This window comes from Novosphingobium sp. BL-S-34 (assembly GCF_056857015.1).
Genome location: NZ_CM166473.1, coordinates 1,591,962 through 1,611,150 on the forward strand (window position 1 = coordinate 1,591,962; position 19,189 = coordinate 1,611,150).

Genomic DNA, 19,189 nt, shown 5'->3' on the forward strand with positions numbered 1-19,189 from the left:
GCCGTTCGTTCGCACCTTACACCGATCTCGCAAGCCCCGCTCACACAGCGAGGGCCGACCGAGACGACGACGAAACGTGCCCCCCGGAAATTTCTCAAGGAGAACTTCGATGAAGCGCTTTGCCCTCCTTTTCGCCACTGCCGTAATGACGGCCAGCCCCATCGCCGCCCCCGCCTTCGCGGCGCCGACGGCGGACTATTCGGTCGGCGCCCAGTACGACACCACGCACGTCTACGTGCCGCAGGACCAGTTCGACACTTTCGTCGCCAGCTTCGTCGCCACCTTCGGCGGCACCACCAGCAAGCAGGGCGAATTCCAGGTGACGCCGACCACGAGCCTCACCAAGTCGCAACTGGTGCTGACGCCCGCGGGCACGATCTCGGTCTTCGGCTTCAAGACGCCGATCCCCTATCCCTTCGGCGACGAGCGCACCGGCTATCTGGTCACCGACATCGACGCCGCCGTGAAGTCGGCCCGGAGCCACGGCGCGGTGCGCCGCCTGGAGACTTTCCCCGATCCGATCGGCCGGGATTCGGTGGTGCAATGGCCGGGCGGCGTGAACATGCAGCTCTATTGGCACACCGCCAGGCCGAACTACGCCAAGCTCGCAACCGTGCCGGAAAACCGTATCTACCTGACCGTCGATGCCGCTGATGCCTTCATCAGGAGCTGGACCGGCTTCGCCCATGCCAAAGTCACCGCCGACGACAAGGCCGGCAGCGGCGCCGAGATCGGCGAACCCGGCAAGACCGTCCGCCGCGTCTCGATCGACAGCGGCTACGGCAAGATGGTGGTCTACGTTTCCGACGGCCAGTTGCCCTGGCCCTACGGCCGCGACATGACCGGCTATGCCGTGAGCGATCTCGCTGCCACTCTCGCCAAGGCCAAGGCGGCAGGCGCCGAGACCCTGGTCGCACCCGTCACCGCGAACCGCCGCCAGACCGCCATCGTGCGCTTCCCCGGCGGCTACGTCGCCGAAATCCACCAGGGAGAATAAGCCATGGCCGGCCTCCCTTCGATCGATCGCACGCCACCGGTAGAGCGGCTCGCATTCGTGGGCGCCGTGCTGGACTTCAAGCCGACTGCCTTCCTCGCCCGCCTCGCGCTGGTGAGCGCTTACCTGGTGGGCGGGGTCGACAAGCTGGGCGACTGGCCCGCAGCGCTGGCGGAGCAGAGCCACTTCGGCCTGACCCCGCCCGCGCTCTGGGCCGGGCTGACCATCGCCGTCGAACTGATCGGCGCGTTTCTCGTCCTCGGAGGGCGGCTGGTCCTGCAGGGCCGGCTGGTCTGGCTGGGCGCGGGGATGCTCGGCGTGTTCACTTTCCTCGCGGCGCTGGTGGCCAATGCCTTCTGGACCATGCCCGAAGGCCCAGAGCGCTTCGGTGCGATGAACGCCTTCTTCGAGCATATGGGCCTTGTCGGCGGGTTCGTGCTGGTGGCGATCCTGGCGCGCAAGGGGGCCGGCGGTGCCTGACCTCGTCGTCCCGGGCCTGATCCGGGACCGGTGCCTGTCCTCAGGCGCCCTTTCGCGAACATGGCGCAGCACGGCCAGCGGTCCCGGATCGGGTCCGGGACGGCGGCTGGCGGCGCTGTCGCTTTCTCTCGCGGCCCTGCTGCCCACCACCGCCCAGGCCGCGCCGAAGGAAGCGTGGGAGGCCCCCACCCTGTCCATCACCCGCTACGACGAGGACTGGTCGGACCTCGAAGACGGCGAGAAGCGCGATCACCACTGGACCGGCCCGTTCAAGTACATCCCCCTCGGCGACGACGCCTGGCTCTCCACCGGCATCGAACTGCGCGTGCGGAACGAGAACTACGACGACAACCTCTGGGGCAGCGCCGAGGCGCCTGACGACGGCTATGTCTGGTTTCGCGCCCTGCCTTATGCCGATCTCCACCTCGGCAAGCTCCGCGCCTTCGTGCGGCCCATCGCCTCGACCTCGGCGGGCGTCTCGCCTGCGCCCGGCCCGGTCGACGGGTCGGGCATCGATCTCCTGCAGGGATTTGCCGAGGCCGACCTCGGACCCGTAACCCTGCGCGGCGGGCGGCAGATGCTGTCGCTCGGCACGGAGCGGCTGGTGGGCACACGCTACGGCCCCAATGTGCCGCTCGCCTTCGATGGTCTTCGCGCGGACGTGGCCCTGGGCGCGGCGACGGTCAGCCTGCTGGCGGTAAGGCCGGTGCAGGCGCGCAAGGGGGATCTCAACGACCGCACCTCGCCTGACGAGGCGCTCTGGGGTGCCTATGCCGCGCTGCCCGCTCTCGACCTCTACTACCTCGGCTATCGCAACGATGCCGCGCACTGGGGCACGCGCGACGGCACCGAGACCCGCCACAGCCTGGGTGCCCGCTGGCACGGCAGCCGGGAGGACTGGCACTGGAACGTCGAGGGCGTCTACCAGTTCGGCCGCTTCGCGAATGGCCCGATCTCGGCCTGGACGCTGGGCACCGAACTGGGCCGCGCCTTCCCCGACGCACCACTGGCGCCCGACCTTACCCTGCGCGTCAATGTGGTGAGCGGCGACAAGTCCGGGGACACGCGCCAGGACAGCCGCCTCGGCACTTTCAATGCCATGTTTCCCAAGGGCAAGTATTTCGGCGAACTCTCGCCGGTCGGCCCCTACAACATCGTCAATGCCTATTCCTCGCTGGGCCTGCAACTGGCCCCCACCGTCTCGGCCAGCCTCGCGGCCATGGCCTACTGGCGCTATTCCCGCGAGGACGGGATCTACGACATCCCGGGCAACCTGATCCGCGACGCCGGAGACAGCCGCGCGAAGTTCGTCGGCAAGGAAGTGGAGATGACGCTGGCCTGGCAGGCGAGCGCCGAACTGGAAATCTCCGCCTCGCTCTCCGCTTTCGCACCCGGCGCTTTCATCCGCGAGACCGGATCGGCCAGGACCATCCACATGCTTGGCCTCGAAAGCAATTTCCGGTTCTGAAAGCGCTCCATTTCGCTTTGTGCGCAGGGCCATACCAAGGTTTGCTTGTCCACCGCCGGCCGCCATGCAATGCGCGCGCCATGCGTCCCGATCGAGCCCCTGCCCGACCCTTTATTCACCGGCTGGCGGCCCTGCTCGGCCCCGTCATTTTCGGGGCGGTCGTCCCGGCGCCCGCCGTCCAGGCATCCCCGGCCACGGAGATCCCGGGCTACAGCAGCCGTCACTGGTCATTGGCGGACGGCGCCCCGCCTGACATCCGCGCGATGGCCCGCACCCGCGACGGCTTCCTCTGGCTTGGCTCGGGTGACGGGCTCTATCGCTTCGACGGGCTGAAATTCCAGCGCGTCGATCCCGAGGACTTCGACAACTTCCGCGCCCGGCAGGTCACGGCCCTGGCCGCGGCGCCCGACGGCAGCCTGTGGGTGGGCTACGCCTTCGGCGGCATCGCCCGGCTGAAGGACGGCAAGCTGCGCGGCGCCAACCCGGAAAGGAAGCCGCGCGGACGCGTTACCGACATCGTCGCCGCGCCGGACGGCAGTGTCTGGGTCTCGGCGTGGAGCGGCTTCGGATCGCAGCTTCGCCACCTGGTGAAGGGTCGCTGGGACGTGATCGACGTGGACGGTCCGCTGGTGCGCATGTTCCGCCAGAACGACGGCACGATGTGGATCGCATCGAACCCCGAACTGCGCCGCCTGCCCCGCGGCAGCCGCACTTTCGAGGTCGTGCCGGGCCTGATGAACCTTGGCCCCGCCTTCGGCCAGGACCGCGCCGGCACCATGTGGTTCTTTTCGAGCGACGGGCTCCAGAAGCTCGGCCCGCGCGGCTTCCTGCCCACCGGCATCGCGTTCGGCGAGCCGCTGGGTGGCGGCGACGGCATCCGCAACCTGCTGTTCGATGCCGACAATCTGCTGTGGGTCGCGGGCAATGCCGCCGGGCTGGCGACAGTGCCGGGCAGCGATCTGTCCATGAGCGGGGCGGAGACCTATCCCGTCCAGGTCTCCACGCTGCTGCGCGATTCCGAAGGCACCATCTGGGGCGGCGCGCCGGACGGTCTGCACCGCTTCGTACGCTCCCCGGTCATACACTATTCCGCGATCAAGGGCGTTCGCACCGGCATCGCGACGGGGCCGGACGGCTCGCTCTATATCGGCGGCGACGAGGGCCTGTACCGGATCATCGACGGCAAGGCGGACCTGATCCTGCGTTCCAGCCTGCTGTCCGAAGTCTGCTCGGTGGCAGGGGTGGGCGCTTACGTCCTGACCTACAGGAACGAGTATCTCGTGCGCGGGTCCACCCTGACCCGGATCATCGGCCCGCTCGAACATGAGCGCCAGTTCGGCCAGGCCTGCGCCGCCGATCACCAGGGGCGTCTGTGGGAATCGGTATCGGCCTCCGGCATGTTCCGACTGGAGGGCCGGCACTGGATCAAGGACGAAAGCCTGCCGCCGGCCACCACCTTCGTCGTCACCGGCCCGAACACTTTCGTCATCAACCAGCCGCTGCGGCTGCTCGCCCGCGTGCAGGACGGCAAGACGACGCCCCTCTGGCCGGGAAGCGACGACGAAGGACACGACGGGGAGCGAGAAAAGACCGGCGTGGGCTTCGTGCGGATGCTCAAGCAGATGGACGGCAGGACCTGGATCGGCGGCGAGGCGGGGCTGGCGCGCTATGACGGGCGCCGCGTCCAGCAACTGAGCGCGCGGACCTACCCCTGGCTTGCCGGGGTCATGGGGATCGTCCGGGTGGCGGGCCATTATTGGCTGATCTCCTCGGGCGGGATCATCCGCATCGCCGAACCGGACCTGGAGGCCGCTTTCGCGCGCCCGGGCAGGCCGATCCCGCTCGCCCGCTTCGGCCAGAACGGCGCGATCCGCGCCCGTACCGAACCCTATTCCGCCAACGATGCCGCCGTGGACGCGCAAGGGCGGCTGTGGTTCGTGACGAGCACCGGCGTGGTGCAGGTCGACCCCTCGCGCATCGCCGCCGGAGCGGCCGAGATGCCGGTCCACGTCACCGCGCTGGAAGTGGACGGCCGCGGCTATCCGCTCACCGGCACGCGCCTGCCGGCGGGAACGTCCCGCGTCAGCCTGTCCTACGTGGGACTGAGCTTGGCCGACGCGGAAGGCAACCGGTACCGCTACCGGCTGGACGGCGTCGACCAGGGCTGGGTCGATGCCGGAGGGCGCCGCCGCGTGGACTATGCGGGCCTTGGCCCGGGCACGTATCGCTTCCACGTCACCGCCGCCACCGGCGACGGTCCCTGGGCCCGGCGCGAGGCGGTGACGAGCTTCGTCATCGCGCCCTATTTCTGGCAGACCGGCTGGTTCCGGCTGGCCGTGTTCCTCAGTCTGGCACTGGGCATCTATGCGCTGTTCCGCTGGCGCATGCGGCTGGCCATGCAGGCCATGCGCGATCGCATCGAGGAACGCGTGACCGAACGCGAGCGCATCGCGCAGGATCTGCACGACACGCTGCTCCAGGGCTTCCAGGGCCTGATGCTGCGCTTCCAGACCGTGCTTCACCTGACCACGCCCGGCACCCCCGCGCATACCGCCATCGAGGACGCGCTGGAGCGGGCCGACGACGTGCTCCTGCACGGCCGCGAACGGGTGCGCGGCCTGCGCGAGGATGCCGAACCCAAGTGCATCGCCGAAACCTTGCGCGCCTGCGCCCAGCGGGTGGTGCGCGATGCCCTGCCCTGGGAAGTGCGGGTGGACGGCCCCGAGCAGTTCGTCGGCGCGCCGGTGGCGGAGGAAATCGAACTCGCCGTGGGCGAGGCGCTGGCCAATGCCGTCAAGCACGCGCAGGCGAGCCTGGTGCGCATCGAGATCCACCACGGCCGCGACCGCCTCTCCCTGCGCGTGGTGGACGACGGCATCGGCCTGCCGGAAGAGGTGCGCGCCGCAGGTGGGCGCGACGGGCACTTCGGCCTTACCGGCATGCGCGAGCGGCTGGAGCGGCTGGGCGGATCCTTCGCCATCGCCAGGGCCGCCGGCCAAGGCACTTCGATCCGGCTGACCCTGCCCGCGAAGATCGCCTATCGCTAGCCCCCGGCTGCCGATCCGACCTAGAGTTCGATCAACCCGTTGCGCACGGCGATCGCCACGGCATGGGTGCGGTCCATCGCGCCCAGCCGCGCGAAGATCGCCTTCATGTAGCCCTTGACCGTCTCTTCGGAGAGCGACAGCCGCGCCGCGATCTGCTTGTTGGAATTGCCCGAGGCGGCCAGTTGCAGCACGTCGCTTTCGCGCGCGGTGAGGCGCTTGGCTTCGCGGTCCGCCGCGCCGAACACCTGCCGGTCGAAATGCGTGCCGCCGCGGTGGATCGACCGGATCGCGTCGAGCAGCTCGGTGCGCAGGCTGTTCTTCAGCAGATAGCCCGAGGCCCCGGCCTTGATCGCCTGCGTGGCGCGGCCGTCGCCCGAATATGTGGTCAGCACGAGGATCCGCGCCTCTGGAAACTCGGCAAGTATCCGCGTCATCGCCTCCACCCCGTCGACATTCGGCATCTGCAGGTCGAGCAGCATGACGTCTGGCCGGTGCTCGCGGAAGAGGCGCACGGCAGCCTCTCCATCCTCGCCTGCAGCCACGAGTTCCAGGTCGGGCTGGGTCGAGAACACGGCGATGATCCCGTCGCGCAGCAGGGGGTGGTCGTCCACCACGGCGATGCGGATGGGGGGCTGAAAATCGCTGTTTTCCATGGCTTCCCTCTACGCTCTCCCGCCGCGTGATGGCAATTCCCCCCAAAAGAGGGGATTGCCCGTTGTGTTCACTTTGAACCATTTCTGCGCCGCCAGCAGGAGTAGTGCGATGATTCATGTGACAAGCGAAGCGATGCACGGTTGTGTGGAGGAAGCCACCACCCGGGGACGCGTCCTGATCGTCGATGCCGATAGCGAAGCCCGCTCGCACCTCCGCTCGCTGCTGCGCGAGGAAGGCTATGCCGTGGAGACGTTCGCCTGGGCCGGGGCGCTGCTCGATCAGCCGCTGCCCGAGGCGCCCTGCTGCATCGTCGCGGACGTGCGCATGCCCTTGATCGACGGGCTCGAACTCATCGCCCGGCTGAAGAGCCGCAGCGAACCAATTCCGGTCGTCTTCGTCACCGACCATGCCGAAGTCCCGCTCTCCGTCCGCGCGATGAAGGCCGGCGCGGTGGACTTCCTGCCGCGCCCCTTCGACGAGGGCGACCTGCTGGGCGCCATCGACTATGCGCTGGAGATCGACACCGAGCGCCGCAGCGCGAACCGCACCCGGCACGCGCTGACGCAGCGCTTCGACCGGCTGACGCCGCGCGAACGCCAAGTCATGGAAGGCGTGGTCCGCGGCCTGATGAACAAGCAGATCGCCTGGGAACTCGAAATCAGCGAGATCACGGTAAAACTCCATCGCTCCAGCCTCATGCGCAAGATGGAACTGCGTTCGGTGGCTGACCTCGTGCGTGCCTCTTTCTCGCTGTCCGTGCATTGACCGGCCGCCCCGGCTGTCTCAGGCTTCCCCTGCCCGGCAGCGACAACGGAGAGATACGGTGAATCTACGGAAGATCGGCGCGGCCTTCGGCACGTCCATCGACGTCGCGGCCTGGGACGCGGTCGGTGCCGAAGTGGACCTTTCCTGCGCCGGAATGTTCGCCCGCGAGCCGGCAGGCAGCCTCACCGGAGGCCTGGCGCACCTCGACACGGCCCTTCAGGGAAAGCTCCTGCAGTTGAGACGCGAAGGGCATTTCCGCGGCAGGCTCGGCGAATGCCTGCTGATCGCGGCGCCCCCGCAGCCCCTTGCGGCGAAACGCCTCCTGCTCGTCGGCCTCGGCGAGCCGGAGGAATGGTCGACCGCCTGCCTTGAGGAGGCCGTGCGGGCAGCGGCGACATTCGCCCTGGCGCTCGGGGCAGACAGCGCCGCTTTCGCGCCCGGCATGCTCGACAGCGGCATTCCCGCGGCGGCCACCGCCGGCGCGCCGGGGCACATGGTGGACGGCCTCGTCTCGGCCTTGCGGTCGCACCGCCGGCTCCAGCAGCTCGGCCTGGCCGGACCGTCCGCCTTGCGCCGCTGGACTTTCGATGTCGGTGTGGCCCGGCTGGAGCAGGCCGCGCAGCAGTTCCAGGACAAACTCGCCGCGACTGCCGACACCGGGAGCTAGGCGCGCCTATCGAGCGACGAAGCCGCCGATCCCGGCGATCGCCAGATTGCCCGCGGGAAGCGCCGTTTCCGCGAACGTGAGCCGCAAGTAACGCGCATCCACCGGCTTTGCGAAAGCGATGCGCTGGGTGGCGAGGGCATAGGCGATATTGCCGAACTCTCCGGCTGCGGCCCGCGTCCAGGACTTGCCGTCGCGGCTGGTCTCGGCAACGAAGCCCTTGGGCGGAGCGGCATCGGCCATGACCTGCCGCGAAGGCGTCAGCGTGAAACCGGCCAGCGAACTGCGCGCGCCGAGATCGACAGTGACGCGCGCGGGCTTGCCGGCCTGGGGCGCGGGCTGCTTCCAGATCGTCGCCGCGTCATTGTCCAGCAGGCGCTCCGCGCCCGGCGCGCTGGCCGCGACGATCGACCACTTCGTGGAATCGAGCACGGTGGGGTCGGTGGAGACGATCGGCGGCACGTCTACCGGCGCCGCGCTGGCGAACAGCGCAAATTCCGAGATCGCCGGGGCGGCGCTGCCTTCGAGCACGACCAGCCGCACCCGGCGCGGCGCGATCGGCTGCGGCAGGCGGAGGATGCGCTGGGCACCGATGCATGCCTTCTCGGCAAGGCGCTGCCACTGGCCGTCGATCTCCGCCTCCACGGCGAAGCGGGTCACGCGGATGCCCAGCGGCAGATATTCGCGCAGGCGCACGACATCGAAGCGCGTTCCGGGCGCGAGGTCCAGCGTCAGTGTGGGCGTGAGCACGCCGTCAGGGGTGGACCAGAAAGTCTCGCGCTGCCCGTCCGTCACGTTGGCGGGGACGAACCGGCCGCCGCGCGTAGCGCTGGCATGTGCCACGCTGGCCCGCGCAAGATCCTTTGCGAAAGTCGCGCGGATCGCATCGCCGAACGACTTCAGGATCTTCACGTCCTGGTCGGCGATCCGGCCCCGGCGGTCGGGCGGTAGGTTCAGGTTGAGGTTGGTGCCGCGCCCCACGGATTCGTCGTAGAGGCGGATCAGGCGCGCCGGGTCCTTGACCTTGGAATCCTCGTCGGCGTGATAGAACCAGCCGGGACGGATCGACACGTCGGTCTCGGCAGGCCACCAGATCTCGCCGCCGCGCAGGCCGGAATTGCCAGTCGCCTGCTCATAAGGCACGTTAGGCATCGTCGGCCAGCAGGGATCGCCCGCCACGCCGTCCTCATTGCCGACCCAGCGGATATCCGCGCCGAGCGGGTCGAAAGTGCAGGCATCGGGCTGAAGCTCGTGGACCAGCTTCACGATCGAGGGCCAGTTGTAATACTTCGGCGCATCGATCTTGCGGGCCTCGCGTGCGCCGCCGTAGTAGCCGTCACCGCCGTTGGCGCCGTCGAACCAGACTTCGAACAGCTTGCCGTAGCGGGTGCAGAGTTCGGTCAATTGCTGGCGGTAATAGTCGATATAGGCCGGGCGGCCGTATTCGGCGTGATTGCGGTCCCAGGGCGAGAGATAGACGCCGAACAGCATGTCCGCCTTGCGGCAGGCCTCGGACATTTCCGCGACGATATCGCCCTTGCCCCGCTTGTAGGGGCTGTTGCGGATCGAGTGTTCGGTAAGCCGGGTCTGCCACAGGCAGAAGCCGTCGTGGTGCTTGGCGGTGAGGATCACGCCCCGCATCCCCGCCACTTTGGCCGCCGCGACGATCTGGTCGGGGGCGAAATCGGTGGGGTTGAACCACTTCGGGTCCTCGTCTCCGAAGCCCCATTCCTTGTCAGTGAAGGTGTTCATCGCGAAATGCACGAAGGCGTACATTTCGTGTTGGTGCCAGTTCCACTGCCGCGGCGAGGGGACGGCGCCGGAGGGCTGTGGCGCAGCGGGCTCGCGCGCGGCCTGCGCAGCATCGGCGCCGAACGCGGCCGCCCCGAAGGCGGAAGTGGCGAGGAAACGGCGGCGGGAGAAGTCCATCGTTCAGTCCCTTAATAACGACTGCCGCGCGTCACAGCGGCGCGGAGAGCAGTTGCGGCCGGGTGTCGGCCAGCTTGACGAGCAGTTCGCCGAAGAGGCCGTTGGCCCAGGCGAACCAGTCGCGCGTGAATTTCGAGGGGTCGTTGCTGTCCACCGCCTCGTGGATGAAGCCGGTGCCCGCGTCGCTGTCGCGCAGCATGCGCAGCATGGCGCGGATCTCCTGGTCGTCGCTGCTCGACAGCGCGCGCACGATCAGGCTCATCGGCCAGACCTGCCCCAGCCCAACATGCGGCCCGCCGATGCCCTCCACTTTCGATCCCCGGAAGAAGTAGGGGTTCGCTTCCGACCAGCAGGCATCCGCCGTGACTTTCCAGAGCGGATCGCTGGCAGGCACGCATTCCAGGAAAGCAAGGCCCAGGAGCGAGGGGACATTGGCGTCGTCCATGAACATCGCGTTGCCGAAGCCGTCCACTTCGTAGGCCCAGACCCGGCGCCCGTCCGGCAGCAGCATCGTGCCCCATTGCCGCAGCGCCGCTTCCACTTCGTTCGCCAGAGCGCGGGCATCGGCGGCCAGCGCCGTATCTCCCCGCGCCTGCTCGGCAACGCTGGCCATCTCGCGCAGCGATGTCACCGCGAAGAGGTTGGCCGGGATCAGGAACGGATACGTGCAGGAATCGTCCGAAGGGCGGAAGCCGCAGTGGATCAGCCCCACCGCGCGGCTCGGCGCGCCCCAGCCGTCGAGCTGCATGGTCTCGTTCGGCCGGTTGCTGGTGCGCAGGAAGCGATAGGGGCCGGGCGAGCCCTTGCGCTGCTGCTCGCGGAAAGTGCGCACGCAAGCGCGCGAGGCTTCGGCCCAGGTCTCGTCGAAGGGCAGCTTGTCCTGCGTCTGGCGCCAGTAACGGAAGCCGAGCCGCATCGCATAGCAGAGCGAGTCGATCTCCCATTTGCGCTCGGCGACGCCGGGCTTCATCTCGGTCTGGTCCTTCAGGGACCACGAGAGGTTCGTCTTCGCCGCGGGATCGCGCATGAAGGCGTTGGCGTAAGGATCGATCAGGATCGAGCGCGACTGGCGGGCGATCAGACCCCGGAACAGGGCGGTGAGTGCCGGGTCCTTGTGTACCAGATGGAGGTAGGGCAGCACTTGCGCCGTGCTGTCGCGCAGCCAGAGGCAAGGGATGTCGCCGGTGATGACGAAAGCATCCGGGCGGCCGTCCACCGTGTCCATGTAGACGGTGGTGTCGAGCGTGTTCGGATAGCAGCCCACGAACATCGCACGCAGCTTGGGATCGGCGATCTTGCGCGAGACGCGGTCGATCTCCGCTTCCACCGCGCGGCTGACGTAACGACGATCCGCCACAGGGGGGCGGCCTCCGCCTTGCGGCATGGGGATGGTCGCCGCGCGGGCCGTGGCCGGAAGGGCGAGCGCGGCGGCGCCTGCCATCCCGGCAAGCGTGCTGCGGCGATCGAGGTTCGTCATGCTTGTCACTTCGGCAGCTCCTGTGCCTGTCCGGTCAGAGTGAACTGCACCCATGCACCCGCGCTGTCACCCGGCTGTCCGCCGCCGATCCACACTTTGTAATCGCCCGGAACGACCCGGCGCGTGCCCCGGCGGTCCACGACCGAGAGGCTGCGCGGATCGATGGTCAGCGAGACTTCCCGCGACTTGCCCGCCGCCAACGACACCCGCGTGAAGGCCGCAAGCTGGCGCTGCAGCACGCCCTGCGTCATGATCGGATGCGGTTCGATGACCGGCGGCACGACATAGGCCTGCACCACTTCCTCGCCCGCCATGCCGCCGAGATTGCGCAAGGTGGCCGTGACCGTCACCGGCTGACCCAGTGCGGGCGCGGAGACCTTGGCACCTTCGTAGCCGTAAGTCGTATAGCTCAACCCGTGGCCGAAGCCCCAGAGCGGCGTGCCGGTGAAGTAGCGATAAGTGCGCTCCTTCATCGAGTAGTCGACGAAAGCGGGCAGGTCGCTGGTGGACTTGTAGAAAGTCACCGGCAGGCGGCCCGAGGGGTTGTTGCGCCCGGCCAGCGTCTCGGCAATGGCGGTGCCGCCCGCTTCGCCCGGATACCAGGCCTCCATCACCGCATCGGCCATGGTGGGATCGATCGAAACCGCGCTGCCGCTCGTCAGCACGACGATCACCGGCTTGCCGGTGGCGTGGAGTGCGGCCAGCAGGTCTGCCTGCGGCTCGGGCAAGGCGATGTCGCTGCGGTCGCCGCCGACGAAGCCGGGCACTTGCACTTGCAGCGCCTCTCCTTCGAGATCGGGCGAAAGGCCGAGCACGGCGACGATGGCGTCGGCCTGCGTGGCCGCCTTCACCGCCTCCGCGCGCTGGATATCGGCGGGCGGCAGCCACATCAGGCGCAGGCCCTCGTCTTCGCCGTAGTGGTCGAGTTCGAGACTGATCGGTTGCGGCGTGCCGTCCGAAACGACGTCGAATTCGACCCGCTGCTTGCCGAGAACCCCGGCGTGGAGTGCCTTGCCGCCCAAGGTCAGGCGCACGTCGTCGTGACGCGTGCAGTCCTTCCAGCAAGCCGGAATGTCGAGCGCGACGCGATAAGTGCCCGGCCCCGGCGGAACCAGCGCGCCGGTCCAGCGGACCTTGAAGCCCTTGGCATCCAGCCCCCTGGGTGCGGTTCGCGTGAGGTTGAAGTCCACGCGGCGATCCTGCCGCGCCAGCACGCGCTTGCCGGACATGTCGAAATATTCGGCCTTGAGCCCCGGCTTTCCATCCGCGACAAGCGCGGTTTCCGGCACGACCACCGGCGCGCCCTCGGCCAGTACCGAGCCTTGCGCATAAGCGACATTGGCCGCGCCGAACTGGCGGCGGATGCCTTCCAGCGGGGTCACGGCATCGGCGGCGGTGCCGTGGTAATTGGCCTCGATCACCGCGAGATCGTCGGCATTGGTGCCGATCACCGCAAGGCGGGTGCCGGGCTTCAGTGGCAGTCGGCCGTTCTCGTTCTGGAGCAGGACTACCGACTTGCGCGCAGCCTCCAGCGCGAGGGCGCGGTGGGCGGGCGTGCCGACCTCGGAAGGCTTGATCCTGCCCCACGGGTTACTGGCGCCGAATGCGATGCCGAGCTTGTAGCGGGCCTCCAGCGAGCGGGCGAGCGCACGGTCCACTTCGGCCTCGCTGAGCAGGCCGCGCGCCACGGACTGGGTGAGCGCGGCATACGTCGTGCCGCAGTCGAAGTCGGTGCCTGCCTTGATCGCCGCAGCCGAAGCCTCGGCGGCGTCATAGCGGTAATTGTGAAACATCCAGATGTTCGCCACCGCATCGCAGTCGGACACGACGAAACCCTTGAAGCCCCAGTCGCGGCGCAAGGTGCCGTTGAGCAGCGCATCGTCGGCGCAGACGGGCACGCCGTGCGTCGAGTTGTAGGCGCACATCAGCGAAAGCGGCTTGGCCTCGGTCACCGCCTTGCGGAAGGCGGGAAGATAAGTCGCCTCGCGGTCCTGCGGGCTGACGTCCACATCAAAGCTGTCGCGCCCGGCCTCGGGGCCGGAGTGGACGGCGAGGTGTTTGGGCGTGGCGATCACGCGGGGATGGAGCGGGTCCGGCCCTTGCAGGCCCCTGATGAAACCTACCGCCAGCGCGCCGGTGAGGAACGGGTCCTCGCCGTAAGTCTCCTGCCCCCGGCCCCAGCGCGGGTCGCGGAAGATGTTGATGTTGGGCGACCAGATGGTCAGGCCCTCGTAGATGCGCCGGTCGGCATTCACGGACTTGGCATTGAACTTCGCCCGCGCCTCGGTGGAGACGACCGTGCCGACTTTCTCCATCAGCGCCGGGTCGAAAGTGGCAGCGAGGCCCACGGCCTGCGGGAACACCGTGGCGACGCCGTTGCGGGCGAGGCCGTGGAGGCCCTCGTTCCACCAGTCGTAGGCGGGCAGGCCCATCGCTTTGGCGGCGGGGGCGGTGCTCTGGAGCTGGTCCGCCTTTTCGGCGAGATCGGCCTTGGCGATGGCGGCGAGCACGGCCTGATCGGCCTCGGCCTCCTGCGCCGCGACCGGCGGCGCGGCCAGAGCCATGGCGAGTGTGATCGGGAACAGGGCCTTCATCACTTTTCTCCCGCCAGAGTACGCAGCACCAGCGCCTTGCGCAGCACCGCCGCATCGGCCTTTGAGGTAATCTCGATCCGCAGGCTTTCGCCCGGCAGCAGGTCGAAACCATTGTCCGAGGCCTTCGCATCCACCGCGCCGAAATCGAGCATGACCGCACGGGCCAGCGCCTTGGTGGTGATGGTCACCGCCTTACCGTCCCAGGTGGCGGAAAGGCCGGGCGCGGGATAGGCCATGGCCTTGGGCAAGGCGCGCTCGACGATCTGGCGCGAGACGGTCTTGCCGCCCACCGCCAGTTCCGCCACTGCATAGCTCGCCTCTGCCGGGGCATTCGCGAAGACTTGCGCGTCCGACACATCGGGAACGGCAGTGGCGGTCGTGGGCGCCAGCGTCACCGCCCCGCCCGCTTCGCCCAGCTTTGCGCCGTCCATGCCATAGCCGGCCAAGCGCCACTCCGCCGCGACGGGGCTGGTCGCGTCCGAAGCGAAGCTGACTTTGGTGGCGCCCTGCTTGTGCTCGGCCACCACCACCTGAGGCGCGAAGAACCGCCGCGCGGCATAGTGCAGCAGCTTCCAGCGCCCGTCATAGTCCACGCTCGCCCAGGAGATCGAGGGCCAGACGTCGTTGAGCTGCCAGTAGAGCGAACCGAGCGTCACCGGCGCGCAGGCACGGTGATGGCGCGCGGCAAGGTCGATGGCCTGCGCCTGGTTCACTTGCGTCAGGTAGACGAAGTCCGCTAGGTCCTTCGCGGGACGCAGCCGGGCGTCGAGGTAGAACTTGAGGCGCTCGTTGCCCTCGCCCGCGAGGAACTTCTGGTGCGCCTTCATCACCGGACTGTCCGGCGCCTCAGCCGCATCGCCCGCGAAACCGCGGATCGTCGCCATTACCGGCATCGCCTGGAAGCCATATTCCGACATGAAGCGCGGGCAGGAGAGCGTATAGTTCTCGACCGGCTTGGAGCCCGACCAGACATCCCAGAAATGGCGGTCGCCTGCACCATCGGTATCGACCGGACCTTCGTAATCGGTCGAAGGCGAACCCGGCCAATAAGGCGTCGTCGGCGCGTGATCGTTCACGGCGCCGCGCAGCACGCGGTCGAACAGCACGGTCATGGAAGTCGCCATGCGCTCGTGTTCGTCGGCGCCGACGGCCTTTTTCCAGGCCTTGCGGTCGCTCCAGGTCTCCCAGCCGGACAGCACTTCGTTGCCGCCCGCCCAGATGACGATGGAGGGGTGCGATCCCAGCCGCTCGACCTGCTGATCGGCCTCGATCCGCACGTTCTCGCGGTAGGCCGCATCGGCGGGCGGCAGCGCGCCGCCGAACATGAAGTCCTGCCAGACCATCAGGCCCATGCGGTCCGCCATGTCGTAGAAGCTGTCCGGCAGATAATAGCCGCCGCCCCAGACGCGGATCATGTTCATGTTCGCCGCGAGGGAATCCTCCAGCAAGCCGCGCATCTTCGCGTCGGTCACGCGCGAGGGGAACATGTCGAAGGGAATGAGGTTCGCGCCCTTGGCGAAAACGGTCACGCCGTTGACGCGGAACCCGAAAGCACCCTCTCCGCGCATGAGTTCGACATCGCGCAGGCCCAGGTTGCGGGCCGCCTTCGCTCCGGCGCCCGCGCCCGAGGCGATCTCGCCCGAGACCTTGTAGAGCGGCTGATCGCCGTAGCCGACCGGCCACCAGCGCTTCGGCGCAGCAATGGTCAGCGGCACGGTGACGGTGCTTGCGCCCGCATCGAACGAAGCCTCGCGTGAGACCGGAGCGAGCGCCTGCCCGTCCGGCCCGGTCACGCGGGCGGTGAACAGCGCCCTGCCCGGCTTGTCCGCCACGACGCGGAACTTCGCGACCAGCCGCGCCTCGTCCTTGCCGAGCGCTTCCTGCACCACTTCGAAAGCGCCGAGCCGCGCCTCGTCCCAGGCTTCCAGGCGCACCGGCCCGGAAATGCCCTGGTTCACGATGCGCGGGCCCCAGTCCCAGCCATAATGGTACTTGGCCTTGCGGATATAGGCGGAGGTCTGCTTGCCCTTGGGCTCATCCCCGAAGGCGGAATCGTATTCGCCCGGCAGCGGATGGGCCTCGGCCAGCACCATCGGCTGCAAGGTGCGGATCGGCGAGGCGAAGCGCACGAGAATCTCGTTGCGTCCCTGCTTCAGAAAGGGCTTGGCCGCGACGCGCCACTGCCGGTGGCCATTATCGGCCTTGAGCACCTGCCGGCCGTTGATGAACACGGTCGCGAACGTGTCCAGCCCGTCGAACACGAGGTCCAGATGCCCGCGGCTCATCGAAGCCGCGCTGACGTCGAGCGTGCGGCGCAGTTCCCAGTCGGTCAGGCCCGCCCACTGGATCGCCGCCTCGTTGGTGCCAAGGAAGGGATCGGGCACCTGCCGCGCGGCGATCAGGTCCTGCTGGACCGTGCCGGGCACTTGCGCCCGAAACCAGCGCGCCGCCTTGGGATGCGCCTTGGCGGCAGCGCTGTCGCTCGGCGCGACGCGGACCTGCCAGCCCTCGTCCAGCGCCGTCTGGCTGGGAGGAGCGGCCAATATGGCCGCAGAAGCGCCGGCCAGCCACACGGCCAGCGCACCCTTTGCGAATGCTCTTGCCATGCTCACTTCACCTTCTCGCCATAGACGACCTTTTCCACCGCGTAGAACGGATCGGAAAGCGGCGAGGTGAACTGGAAGCATACATCGGCCTCGTCCTTGAGTTCCGGCCGGTCCGGCAGGTTCGCGGTGAAAGTGAACTGCTGCGGCGACGTCTCGGGATCGGGCAGCGGGAACGCGGCGAGGACGGTCGCTCCGGGCATCGGGGCATGCTCCTTCTGCTTGCGATCGGCAGCCTTCTCCGCCGCACGGCAGCCCGCGCTGATGACGAGTTCGCCGTGCGTCGTCACCGCGATGTGTCCGATCAGCGCCGAAGCATCATGCGCCAGGCCGTAGTTGCGCGGCAGGCGCGCGACCGAGACGGTGATCGACTTCGCATGGGCGAGCGGCGCGTGATCGTCCGCCTGGCAGGTGTCGAAGATGTTGACGTTATAGGCCGGGCCATTGCTCGTGGCATCGGCCGAGAGCGGCACGCGCAGGCCCTGCGCGCCGCGCGGGCAGGCCGCGAGCATGGAGGCGGTGGAAGTCAGCAGCGTCTCGCGCGCGGTATCGTAGCGGCGCGGCGCGGAAAGCCGGGTGCCGTCCGGCGCGAAGCTGGCGGCGGTGACGACCGTGCCCGGCTTCACGGCAAGCGGCCTGGCATAGGCGGGAGACTTCGCCCCCGGTTCCTTGCCGTCCAGCGTGTAGCGGATCGTGCCGTAAGCGGCCTGGTTGGCCAGCGACACGCCGATACGCGTCGCCTCAAGCTGGGCGCCGCGCGTCTGGGTGGGGGTGAAGGCAACGCCGAAGGCGCTGTCGGACACTTCGAAGCCGCCCTGCTTCCAGCGCTGGATCTGCGGCGTCAGGCGCGCGAGGAAGCCCGGATAGTCCTTCTCTCCCGCGACCTGCGGCGACCATGCGGTCTCGGCAATCGCGCCCACGCGCGGGAACAGCTTGTGCTGCAACTGCCAGGGCGTGACGATATATTCGCTCCAGGCATTGCCCTGCATGCCCAGGACATGCTTCGCCTTGGCGGCATCGATGCCCTTGGGCATCGGATCGTAGCGATAGACCGCTTCCATCGTCTGGATCGAGATGCGCCCCGGCGCCTCGTCCGGCAGGGTCGATTCCAGATTGTCGAGATAGAGGTTGGGCGCGGGCGAGAGCACCACGTCGTGCCCGGCATTGGCCGCATCCACCGCGCCCTGCTCGCCGCGCCAGCTCATCACCGAGGCGGAGGCAGGCAGGCCGCCTTCCAGGATCTCGTCCCAGCCGATCAGGCGGCGGCCATGCTGCGCGAGATATTCGCCGAACCGGTCGATCATCCAGCTCTGCATCTCGTTCTCGGTCTTGATGCCCAATTTGCGCATCTGCGACTGGACTTCGGGCGAACGCTCCCACTGGTCCTTCACCGCTTCATCGCCGCCGACGTGGATGAACTGCGAGGGGAAGACCGCCATCAGCTCGTCCAGCACGTTGCGCACGAACGTCATGCCCGCATCGTTCGGGTTGAACAGCCAGGGATTGACGCCCCAGTCGTGCGACACCGCCGGACGGTCACCCAGCACGCCGAATTCGGGATAGGAGGCAACCAGCGCCTGCGCATGGCCCGGCAGGTCGATCTCCGGGACCACGGTGATGCCGCGCTCTGCCGCATAGGTGACCAGCGCCTTGAGCTGCTCCTGCGTATAGAAGCCGCCGTGCTTCGGGCCGGGACCGCCGCCGGTGTCTGGCGGCAGGCGCCATGCGCCGATGCGGGTGAGTTCGGGATAGCGCTTCACTTCGAAGCGCCAGCCCTGATCGTCGGCGAGGTGGAAGTGCAGCGTGTTGAGCTTCACCTCTACCATGCGGTCGACGATGGCATAGACGGATTCGATAGGCTGGAAGTGGCGCGAGGGGTCGACCATCACCCCGCGCCAGGAAAAGCGGGGCGAATCCTGGATGGTCAGCACGGGAACCGATACGGCCTTGCCGTCCGCGCCCACGTGGGGCGTCAAGAGTTGCAGCAGCGTCATCGCGCCGTAGACGAAACCGGACTTGGCCGATGCCGAAATGACCGCGCCCTTCGGCGTGATCCGCAGCCGATAGGCCTCGGCGCCGGCGATCCCGGCATCGCGCTCGAAACGGACGGGTGCGGCCGGCGAAGCGGACTCCGCCGCGGCGAGCACGAGGCCGCTGGCGCGCTTCACATGATCTGCAAGGAGCTTTGCGGCCGCAGCCGCGTCGGCATCACCGGCAGGGATGGCGATCGCCGATCCCGATGCGACCAGCAAGGTCCCCTGCCCCTGCTCGACCGATGCGGGCCAGGGCGTGAGCGCCGGTGCGGAAGGAGATGCAGCGGAGCCAGGTGCCGCGAGGGCCGGAGTCGTCAGGGAGAAAGCCGCCAGGGAGAATGCCGCCGCCAGGATCGAGGCACCTGCCGCGCTGCTGCCGCGCACGCGCCGATAACCCCTTGCCGTCATGCCCATACCTGCCCCTCATTTTCTTGTGACCAGAGCAGGCAAGGTAACCAAAATATATCCTTTATCGCAATAG

At 68.3% G+C, this 19,189-nt stretch carries 12 protein-coding genes; 6 read left to right on the plus strand and 6 right to left on the minus strand.

Annotated elements, in window-relative coordinates; genetic code table 11:
- Positions 1-109 precede the first annotated feature (109 nt).
- The 4 genes from AC1VV3_RS20875 to AC1VV3_RS20890 all read left to right on the plus strand — a co-directional run bounded on the left by AC1VV3_RS20875 (position 110) and on the right by AC1VV3_RS20890 (position 5,989).
- Entirely contained in the window at positions 110-997 is an 888-nt protein-coding gene (locus AC1VV3_RS20875) for a glyoxalase (protein ID WP_482962362.1), read from the plus strand.
- Between the two features lie 3 nt (positions 998-1,000).
- A complete protein-coding gene (locus AC1VV3_RS20880) occupies positions 1,001-1,474 on the plus strand; it encodes a DoxX family protein (RefSeq protein WP_482962363.1) in 474 nt (157 codons plus the stop codon).
- A gap of 106 nt (positions 1,475-1,580) precedes the next feature.
- Positions 1,581-2,942 carry an alginate export family protein gene (locus AC1VV3_RS20885; RefSeq protein ID WP_482963169.1) on the plus strand — a complete coding sequence of 454 codons (1,362 nt, stop codon included), beginning with the start codon at positions 1,581-1,583 and terminating at the stop codon, positions 2,940-2,942.
- An 80-nt stretch (positions 2,943-3,022) separates the two neighbouring features.
- Entirely contained in the window at positions 3,023-5,989 is a 2,967-nt protein-coding gene (locus AC1VV3_RS20890; RefSeq protein WP_482962364.1) for a sensor histidine kinase, read from the plus strand.
- Between the two features lie 20 nt (positions 5,990-6,009).
- Here AC1VV3_RS20890 and AC1VV3_RS20895 read toward each other — a convergent pair whose 3' ends face one another.
- The gene (locus tag AC1VV3_RS20895) at positions 6,010-6,642 is read right to left on the minus strand and encodes a response regulator transcription factor (RefSeq protein ID WP_132267303.1); all 633 of its coding nucleotides are present in this window, start codon (positions 6,640-6,642) and stop codon (positions 6,010-6,012) included.
- Positions 6,643-6,751: 109 nt separating this feature from the next.
- Here AC1VV3_RS20895 and AC1VV3_RS20900 point away from each other — a divergent pair, with 109 nt between their 5' ends.
- Together AC1VV3_RS20900 and AC1VV3_RS20905 are read left to right on the plus strand one after the other, a co-directional pair.
- Positions 6,752-7,408, plus strand: a complete 657-nt coding sequence (locus tag AC1VV3_RS20900; protein ID WP_482962365.1) for a response regulator transcription factor — start codon at positions 6,752-6,754, stop codon at positions 7,406-7,408.
- 58 nt (positions 7,409-7,466) lie between these two features.
- Positions 7,467-8,075 carry a M17 family peptidase N-terminal domain-containing protein gene (locus tag AC1VV3_RS20905; RefSeq protein WP_482962366.1) on the plus strand — a complete coding sequence of 203 codons (609 nt, stop codon included), beginning with the start codon at positions 7,467-7,469 and terminating at the stop codon, positions 8,073-8,075.
- Between the two features lie 6 nt (positions 8,076-8,081).
- Here the strand turns inward: AC1VV3_RS20905 and AC1VV3_RS20910 are convergent, their stop codons facing one another.
- Genes AC1VV3_RS20910 through AC1VV3_RS20930 form a run of 5 tightly spaced genes read right to left on the minus strand, consistent with a single transcriptional unit; the run spans position 8,082 to position 19,116 of the window.
- Positions 8,082-10,001 (minus strand): alpha-L-fucosidase, encoded by a 1,920-nt coding sequence (locus tag AC1VV3_RS20910; RefSeq protein WP_482962367.1) that lies wholly within the window; start codon positions 9,999-10,001, stop codon positions 8,082-8,084.
- Between the two features lie 31 nt (positions 10,002-10,032).
- Complete coding sequence (locus AC1VV3_RS20915) at positions 10,033-11,478, minus strand: glycoside hydrolase family 125 protein (protein ID WP_482963170.1); 1,446 nt, start codon at positions 11,476-11,478, stop codon at positions 10,033-10,035.
- A 5-nt stretch (positions 11,479-11,483) separates the two neighbouring features.
- Entirely contained in the window at positions 11,484-14,072 is a 2,589-nt protein-coding gene (locus tag AC1VV3_RS20920; RefSeq protein ID WP_482962368.1) for a glycoside hydrolase family 3 C-terminal domain-containing protein, read from the minus strand.
- Positions 14,072-16,678 (minus strand): beta-mannosidase, encoded by a 2,607-nt coding sequence (locus AC1VV3_RS20925; RefSeq protein WP_482962369.1) that lies wholly within the window; start codon positions 16,676-16,678, stop codon positions 14,072-14,074. The genes AC1VV3_RS20920 and AC1VV3_RS20925 overlap by 1 nt, the downstream gene beginning before the upstream one ends.
- Before the next feature lie 2 nt (positions 16,679-16,680).
- Positions 16,681-19,116 carry a beta-N-acetylhexosaminidase gene (locus tag AC1VV3_RS20930; protein ID WP_482962370.1) on the minus strand — a complete coding sequence of 812 codons (2,436 nt, stop codon included), beginning with the start codon at positions 19,114-19,116 and terminating at the stop codon, positions 16,681-16,683.
- Positions 19,117-19,189: the final 73 nt, after the last annotated feature.